This is a genomic window from Psychromonas hadalis ATCC BAA-638 (assembly GCF_000420245.1).
GTDB classification, from domain to species: Bacteria; Pseudomonadota; Gammaproteobacteria; order Enterobacterales; family Psychromonadaceae; genus Psychromonas; species Psychromonas hadalis.
This window is the reverse complement of the sequence record NZ_ATUO01000173.1, coordinates 1-7,131: the sequence shown is the minus strand read 5'-3', so window position 1 is coordinate 7,131 and position 7,131 is coordinate 1. Positions and strand designations below refer to the sequence as shown.

At 38.7% G+C, this 7,131-nt stretch carries 9 protein-coding genes; 5 read left to right on the top strand and 4 right to left on the bottom strand.

Annotation, left to right across the window (positions count from 1 at the left end; all coding sequences use genetic code 11):
- Positions 1–426: 426 nt before the first annotated feature.
- Together nfuA and G322_RS0116155 are read right to left on the bottom strand one after the other, a co-directional pair.
- Complete coding sequence (gene nfuA / locus G322_RS0116160) at positions 427–1,008, bottom strand: Fe-S biogenesis protein NfuA (protein ID WP_022942761.1); 582 nt, start codon at positions 1,006–1,008, stop codon at positions 427–429.
- 102 nt (positions 1,009–1,110) lie between these two features.
- Positions 1,111–1,893: an amidophosphoribosyltransferase gene (locus tag G322_RS0116155; RefSeq protein ID WP_022942760.1), complete on the bottom strand. Its 783-nt coding sequence runs from the start codon at positions 1,891–1,893 to the stop codon at positions 1,111–1,113.
- On the opposite strand from G322_RS0116155, the gene bioH reads away from it, so the two are divergent.
- The 3 genes from bioH (at position 1,879) to G322_RS0116135 (ending at position 3,434) form a co-directional block, all read left to right on the top strand.
- The gene (bioH, locus tag G322_RS0116145; RefSeq protein ID WP_022942758.1) at positions 1,879–2,652 is read left to right on the top strand and encodes a pimeloyl-ACP methyl ester esterase BioH; all 774 of its coding nucleotides are present in this window, start codon (positions 1,879–1,881) and stop codon (positions 2,650–2,652) included. The genes G322_RS0116155 and bioH overlap by 15 nt on opposite strands.
- A 76-nt stretch (positions 2,653–2,728) precedes the next feature.
- Positions 2,729–3,016, top strand: coding sequence for a hypothetical protein (locus tag G322_RS0116140; RefSeq protein ID WP_022942757.1), 288 nt, complete (start codon positions 2,729–2,731; stop codon positions 3,014–3,016).
- 4 nt (positions 3,017–3,020) lie between these two features.
- Positions 3,021–3,434, top strand: a complete 414-nt coding sequence (locus G322_RS0116135) for a hypothetical protein (RefSeq protein ID WP_022942756.1) — start codon at positions 3,021–3,023, stop codon at positions 3,432–3,434.
- A gap of 58 nt (positions 3,435–3,492) precedes the next feature.
- Here G322_RS0116135 and slyD read toward each other — a convergent pair whose 3' ends face one another.
- A complete protein-coding gene (gene slyD / locus G322_RS21105) occupies positions 3,493–4,134 on the bottom strand; it encodes a peptidylprolyl isomerase (protein ID WP_022942755.1) in 642 nt (213 codons plus the stop codon).
- A 1-nt stretch (position 4,135) separates the two neighbouring features.
- Positions 4,136–4,360, bottom strand: coding sequence for a YheV family putative zinc ribbon protein (locus G322_RS0116125; RefSeq protein WP_022942754.1), 225 nt, complete (start codon positions 4,358–4,360; stop codon positions 4,136–4,138).
- A 129-nt stretch (positions 4,361–4,489) separates the two neighbouring features.
- On the opposite strand from G322_RS0116125, the gene G322_RS0116120 reads away from it, so the two are divergent.
- The gene (locus G322_RS0116120; protein ID WP_022942753.1) at positions 4,490–6,400 is read left to right on the top strand and encodes an ABC transporter ATP-binding protein; all 1,911 of its coding nucleotides are present in this window, start codon (positions 4,490–4,492) and stop codon (positions 6,398–6,400) included.
- Positions 6,401–6,462: 62 nt separating this feature from the next.
- The gene (gene ppnP, locus G322_RS0116115) at positions 6,463–6,750 is read left to right on the top strand and encodes a pyrimidine/purine nucleoside phosphorylase (protein WP_022942752.1); all 288 of its coding nucleotides are present in this window, start codon (positions 6,463–6,465) and stop codon (positions 6,748–6,750) included.
- Positions 6,751–7,131 lie beyond the last annotated feature (381 nt).

Here is a 7,131-nt window from a genome sequence, read left to right as displayed (position 1 = left end):
TGATTGAGTAATAGCTAGCTATTGCGATTGAATGCAACGTCGCTATTTATTATTTTAACCAACAAGATAGATCAGATACTTATGCGGATTGGTATTCGCCTCTATTTTGTTGTTTTTTCTCGGCTACTTTCAAGCATGGCAGAACAGCAACAAATATCACCCTTGTTTGCAAAGGTAAATCGTTTCTCTGTCTCTTTTGATCTATGTAGCCGCATCTCTTGCAGGCCTGAAGTTATTAACGGGGTGGCATAAAAAATTGGCTTTCTTAGCGAGCATCACCTGCCTGTTTCTATTTGTATCGTTAACTAGCCATGCACTATTTGCGATTGCTTTGTTACTGCTGTTAAGTTTTTATTATTTGAATATAAGTCGCCTAAAAAGCAAAAAGAGAGGTTAAAGCTCTCTTTATAGGGGAATATCAACGCATTATTTGTAGAACGAGTGGTCTCCACTTTGATGCTCGGTGATATCACGTACTGCATTGAGTTCGCCTGAAAATTCCTCAAGTAACTCTTTTTCAATACCATCTTTTAATGTTAAATCAACTTGTGAACAACCATTACAGCCACCACCAAATTCAATTACAGCGACATTATCATCGGTTAATTCAATTAGTTTGATAAATCCACCGTGACTGGCAAGCTGTGGATTGATCTGTACTTGAATCACATATTCAACACGTTCAAGCAGTGGTGCGTCATTTTTTACCTTACGCATTTTAGCATTCGGTGCTTTGAGCGTTAATTGCGTGCCAGTATCTTCTTCAACAAGATCGATAAATGCTTCTTCTAAAAATGGCAAACTAACATCATCAACTAAGGCATCAAAACCATTGTAGTTATAACGAGTATCACTGCTTTCAACCGCTTCAGGCGGGCAATAAGAGACACCACATTCTGCTTTAGGTGTGCCAGGGTTGATAACAAATATGCGAATACATGTCCCTTCTTTTTGTGGCTCTAATAATTTTTTAAAGTGTACTTCTGCACTTGGGGTGATATCAATCATTGCGCTACCTTTGGTTATTCTTGAGTTATTTAGTCGGGTATTATAACGAGTAATTATAACAAGAGGAAAGGAAAAAATTGAAAACTCAATGTGAGTGAGCTGCTATTTATCAATGCCAGTACGGCTAATGCAAAAAACAGTAATAGAATTAACCTGTTGTGCTTTTAATGTTTTACATAAACTATTGATTGTTGCGCCTGTGGTGACCACATCATCAATAATGATAATATTCTTTCCTGCTAAGTTTATTGGTGGATTATTATGGTAGCTAAAAGCCTCGGCTAAATTTTTTTGACGTTTATGTATCGATAATCCCTCTTGAGCAACGGTCTCTTTTTGGCGTTTTATCTGCTCGCCTAATAGGGGAATGTTGAATGTTTTGTGTAACTGATCACAAATTATGCTTGCCTGATTAAATCCACGTTGTTGTAACTTTTTGCGGTGTAGGGGGACGGCGAGCAGGTAATCAAACTCAGATAGTTGCTGTTGTGAATAACGTTGTAATAGAGATTTTATTAATAATTCAGCAAGTAATTCGCCAGCAATTAATTGCTGTTGATATTTTAGTTGCTTGATCAATGTTGAAAGTGGTTTTTGATAATCACCTAGTGCATGTAGTTGAGTAAATAGGTAATCCTTTTGCAAGCAGTCGCCACAATAATCTGCACATTTATTCAATGGTAAAGCGCAGTGTCGACAGTAATGTCGATCACTAAGGATCTTTTTTTCACAATGAAGACAGATCAGTTTATTATTGCTTCTCAGTGCACAGACTAAACACTGTGCAGGTAATAAAAGCTCAATAAGTTGTTTGCATCGTTGAGTGATAAAATGAAAAATAATTGGTTCGCCTTTAAGGAGTTTTAAGTCGTGAGTATAGAACAAACGGTATATTGTAAAGAGCTAGGACAGGGAGAGGCGTTAGTTTTATTACATGGTTGGGGCGTGAACTCTGCTGTTTGGCAACCCGTCATTGAGCAATTGAGTAGGCATTTTCACCTGTTTATTGTGGATCTTCCTGGTTTTGGAGAAAGTGCACCACTAGCGAATTATTCATTACAAACAATCAGTGAAGCGATTCAACAAGTTGTGCCGGACTCCGCAATTTGGTGTGGCTGGTCATTAGGTGGATTAGTGGCAACTTATACTGCAATCCATTATACACAAAGGGTTAATAAGTTAATTCAAGTTGCCAGCTCAGTAAAATTTGTTAGCGTGGATTCATGGTCTGGTGTTGAACCTGTTGTGTTTGAAAATTTCCTACAGGGATTAAATACAAACGCGAAAAAAACCTTAACACGATTTATTGCATTACAAGCGATGGGTTGCCCAAGTGCGCGCAAAGACACTGTTATTTTTAAAAAACTACTGTCGGGAACAGCAATCGCTGATCATGATGCTTTAATTTCAGGGCTACAATTATTAGCAAACTCGGATCTTCGTCAGTTATTCTCTACTTTATCACTGCCTTGTTTATCACTGTTTGGTCAATTTGATAGCTTAGTCCCATTACAAACAAGAGAAGAGATGTTAACTCTTTTGCCATCTTCACAATCACAACTATTTGAAAACTCATCACATGCGCCTTTCATCAGCGAAACTGAACTATTTTGCCAACGAGTGATTGAATTCTCCGTTGATTAAAATTCAACCAATTACTTTATTTATGCTAGGATGATGCCATACTTTTAATGGTTATTAATTTTGCTAAAGGTGATTTATGGATGTTCGCTCTGCGTTTAATTCTGGTCTAGCTGGTTTTCAAGATGCATCTGCACAGCTGAGCAACGCAAGTTCTCGGATAGCCCAAGCGGGTAAAGCAGAAACAAAGTTGACGGGCGAACAGCTGCCATCGGAGAGTCTTTCTTCATCAGCTGAGCGAGCACCCATCTCAATAACGACAGAGCTGATTAATATGAAAATTACTGAACTGCAAGCGAAAGCCTCAGCAAAAGTGATCAGTACAGCTAATGAGATGGCTGGCACTTTAATAGATACAACCGTGTGATCATATGGTTAATATTAACACTGCGTTACCTGCCGCCATTGCCGTTCCATTTCATCCTCCTACGGAAGCGCTACGACATGACAATTTAATTAAACCTGTTATCCCTAAAACAGAGATGATCGCATCTTATACAAAATTACGTGAAGATGAAAAAAGAACACCATTCTCCAAACAAGCACGTGACATTATTCAAGATGAAAATGAAGCAAAGCGAGAAACGCAAGAGCGGCAACAGCAGTCCACTGCAGAGCAACGCAGATTAAATTTCTTTGTAAAAAGAGCGACAAAAGAAGAAAAAAATAAAAGTAAAGCGTTAGTTATAATGAAAGACCTTAAGTTAGCGATTTCGGTTATTCAAGAGAAATATAAACGTGCAGTGAGTCCAATACCTGATCCTGCGATCAATTATGCGATATAAAATATTTTAAAAAAGGGCTCGATGAGAGCCCTTAATTTATTAAATCTAAATTGAATGATTAATGGCAACTTCCACAGCAACCAGCAGGAGATTCCTCTTTTTTAACTTCTTTTACTTCTGCCTCTTCATGGCCATGACCACCACAACAGCTTTCGCCTTCTGAATGTTTGCTGGTATCACCACCACAACAACCACTATCAGACTCTTGTTGATCATCACTATCACAACATCCGCCTGCTTGATGGATATGCCCATGCTCAAGTTCTTCAGTTGTAGCCTCACGAATAGCCACAACTTCGCCAATAAATTGTAGTGCCATACCCGCTAATGCATGGTTTGCATCAATGCTGATCATTTTTTCAGTAACTTCTGTTACTTCAACGGTACGTGGACCTTGCTCTGTCTCAGCTTGAAAAGACATGCCTACTTCAATCGTGTCAACACCTTCAAAAATATCACGTGGAACCTGTTGTACTAATTCGTCTTGAAATTCGCCGTAAGCATCTTTTGCTTCCAATTTTACATCAAACTTATCACCGACCTCTTTGCCTGCTAATTCAGCTTCAAGGCCAGGCACTAAATAACCTGCACCTTGAATAAAATCAAGTGGTGCGCCATTTTCAGTGCTATCAAGTGCGTTACCGTCAACTTCAGCAACACCAAAGTGGATTGATACCACTAAATCATTTTTAATTTTCATTCTATTTCTCACTATTTTCAGCAGGATCAAAGACCCCAATTATCTGTTCAAATTGGCGTGTGGCTACTGTTGCTTGTTTAGGCGTTTGTGTTTGTGTAAAACCGCAAGACACACAGATTAATGTTTCCACTGCATTTTCTAATGTCAGTGCAACCGTGTCAAGTTCCTTACATTTTGGGCATGCAGCCCCTGCAATAAAGCGTTTTTTATTTTTGGATAAAGTCATTTTTATCATCTATATAAGTAAGCATCTGCAAAGGGTAGCTAAATAGTGCGCTATTTTCAGTGGTTATGGTGTAGTTTTGCGTTATTATCCCTTTATTTTTTAATACAAATTGACAGAGAATAATTATTTATGATTGTTGCAGCAAATATAGAATTTATCCGTGGTGGCAAAGCGCTATTAAAAAATGCCAGTGCAACAATCAATCCTCGCCAGAAAGTAGGACTAGTTGGCGCAAATGGTTGTGGTAAATCAAGCTTCTTTACCCTATTAAAACAGGAAACGCATGTGGATGCGGGAGAGTTAACCATTCCCCACCATTGGAAACTGGCAAGTGTTGAACAGGAAATGCCTGCTCTGGATAAAAATGCGCTGCAATATGTGATTGATGGCGATCGTGATTTTCGCATGTTACAAGGGAAATTAACGGAAGCAGAAGCGGATGATGACGGCACCAAAATTGCTGAAATGCATATTTTACTCGATAATGCAGGGGGGTATACCATAGAATCTCGCGCTGCTGAATTATTAGCGGGTCTTGGTTTTAGTGAAAAATCGCAAGGTCGCTCAGTGAGTGATTTTTCTGGTGGTTGGCGAATGCGTTTGAACTTAGCACAAGCATTGCTTTGTCCTTCTGATTTGCTATTACTGGATGAACCAACTAATCATCTTGATTTAGATGCCGTTATTTGGCTTGAAAAATGGTTACGCCAATATCAAGGTACATTAATACTTATCTCCCATGATAGAGACTTTATCGACAGTATTGTGGATAAGATCATTCATATCGAACAAAACCAACTACATGAATATACAGGAAACTACAGTAGTTTTGAGCGTCAACGTGCAGAGAAACTGGCACAGCAGCAGTCGTCTTATGAAAAGCAACAAACACAAATGGCACACATGCAGAGTTACATTGACCGTTTCCGTTATAAAGCCAATAAAGCAAAACAGGCGCAAAGTCGTATCAAAGCACTGGAAAAAATGGAAAATTTATTGCCTGCACATGTTGATAGCCAATTCAGTTTCTCATTCCGCGAGCCAGATGCACTGCCAATGCCCTTACTAACACTCGAAAAGGTGAGTGTAGGTTATGATGATCTGTTAATTTTAGATGAGATAAAGTTAAACCTTTTCCCCGGTAGTCGGATCGGTCTACTTGGCCGAAATGGTGCAGGTAAATCAACGTTAATTAAATTACTTTCAGACCAGCTTCAGCCTACGTCAGGAAAAATAGAGATAAATACCAATGCAAAAATTGGCTACTTTGCACAGCATCAATTAGAATTTTTGCGTTTAGACGAAACACCTATGCAGCATTTAGCGCGGTTAGCGCCTGATGAAAAAGAGTTACCGCTACGTAGTTTCTTAGGAAGCTTTGGTTTTCAAGGGGATAAAGCATTTGATCTTGTTGCGCCATTTTCTGGTGGAGAAAAGGCGCGTTTAGTGTTGGCATTATTAGTCTGGCAAAAACCTAACTTGTTATTGCTCGATGAACCTACTAACCATCTCGATTTAGATATGCGCCATGCTTTGACGGTTGCATTGCAAGCATTTGAAGGTGCAATGGTGATTGTCTCGCATGATAGACATCTATTGCGCACCACAACAGATGAACTGTATTTAGTGCATAACAAAAAAGTTGAGCCCTTTGACGGGGATCTTGATGATTATCACCAATGGTTATCTGACCAACAACGTATTGAAAAACAGGCAGAACAAAAAATAGACAAATCAGTGCCTACCAGTGTAAATCGCAAAGATCAAAAAAGATTAGAAGCAGAGTTTCGTAAAAAGTTAACCCCTTACAGGAAACAATTAACGAGCACTGAAAAGCAGATGGACAGTTGTTCAGTTCGATTAGCCGAAATAGAGAATAACTTAAGTGACACCACTCTTTATGAACAAGAAAATAAAAAGCAATTAACGGATCTGTTAAGAGAGCAGGGCGAGCTCAAAGAACAGCTAGAAGAGGTTGAAATATTGTGGATGGAAGCACAAGAGCAGATAGAGGAATTTCAGGCCGAATTTGATGCTTGAGTTGTAAACTGAGCTTGGGCATAATCAGCATAAATAAATCATACTATATATAGGAAATAAAAATGAGCTTTGAAACTAATGAGTATTTTGATGGCAGTGTAAAATCAATCGCATTCCAAAGTGAAACATTACCCGCAACAGTGGGTGTTATGGAAGTGGGTGATTACACATTTGCAGCGGGTGTAAAAGAGTACATGACAGTTGTTAGTGGTAGCTTAACCATTAAGTTAGCTGGTTCAACAGATTGGAATACATTCAAGGCGGGTGAAACATTTGAAGTTGAAGCCAATTCAAGCTTTGATGTAAAGGTAGTGGTACAAACTGCCTACCTTTGTCTTTATGAAAAGTAGATTTTAGATTATCCCCATAGAAAAGGAGCTTTAGCTCCTTTTTTGCTTAATAAATAGTTGATTTGTTCAGTAACCAAGCACTTAGTCATTTAATTGAAATAATTACTAATAAAGTGTTGCCAACGTGATTTAGATCCCTATAATGCGACCCCACAGACAAGGCAACTAACGCAAGTTACTAACCGAGTCCGAACCAACAAACTCAGTGAGTTTGAGCCAACAAAAACTTTTAAAGTAATTTAAAATAACATGTTGACAAGGTTCAAGGTTAGCGTATTATACGCACCTCGCCGAAAGGCACGCTCTTTAACAATTTAATCAAACAATCTGTGTGAGCATTGATAGACGATTTCAAAAAAGTCCACTCTCCTCGTGAGAAGG

What these genes read in the sequence shown, in the direction of transcription:
- ppnP (WP_022942752.1), top strand. Translation starts at nt 6,463, where the DNA reads ATGAGCTTTGAAACTAATGAGTATTTTGATGGCAGTGTAAAATCAATC.
- G322_RS0116135 (WP_022942756.1), top strand. Translation starts at nt 3,021, where the DNA reads ATGGTTAATATTAACACTGCGTTACCTGCCGCCATTGCCGTTCCATTT.
- G322_RS0116140 (WP_022942757.1), top strand. Translation starts at nt 2,729, where the DNA reads ATGGATGTTCGCTCTGCGTTTAATTCTGGTCTAGCTGGTTTTCAAGAT.
- G322_RS0116120 (WP_022942753.1), top strand. Translation starts at nt 4,490, where the DNA reads ATGATTGTTGCAGCAAATATAGAATTTATCCGTGGTGGCAAAGCGCTA.
- slyD (WP_022942755.1), bottom strand. Translation starts at nt 4,134, where the DNA reads ATGAAAATTAAAAATGATTTAGTGGTATCAATCCACTTTGGTGTTGCT.
- nfuA (WP_022942761.1), bottom strand. Translation starts at nt 1,008, where the DNA reads ATGATTGATATCACCCCAAGTGCAGAAGTACACTTTAAAAAATTATTA.
- G322_RS0116125 (WP_022942754.1), bottom strand. Translation starts at nt 4,360, where the DNA reads ATGACTTTATCCAAAAATAAAAAACGCTTTATTGCAGGGGCTGCATGC.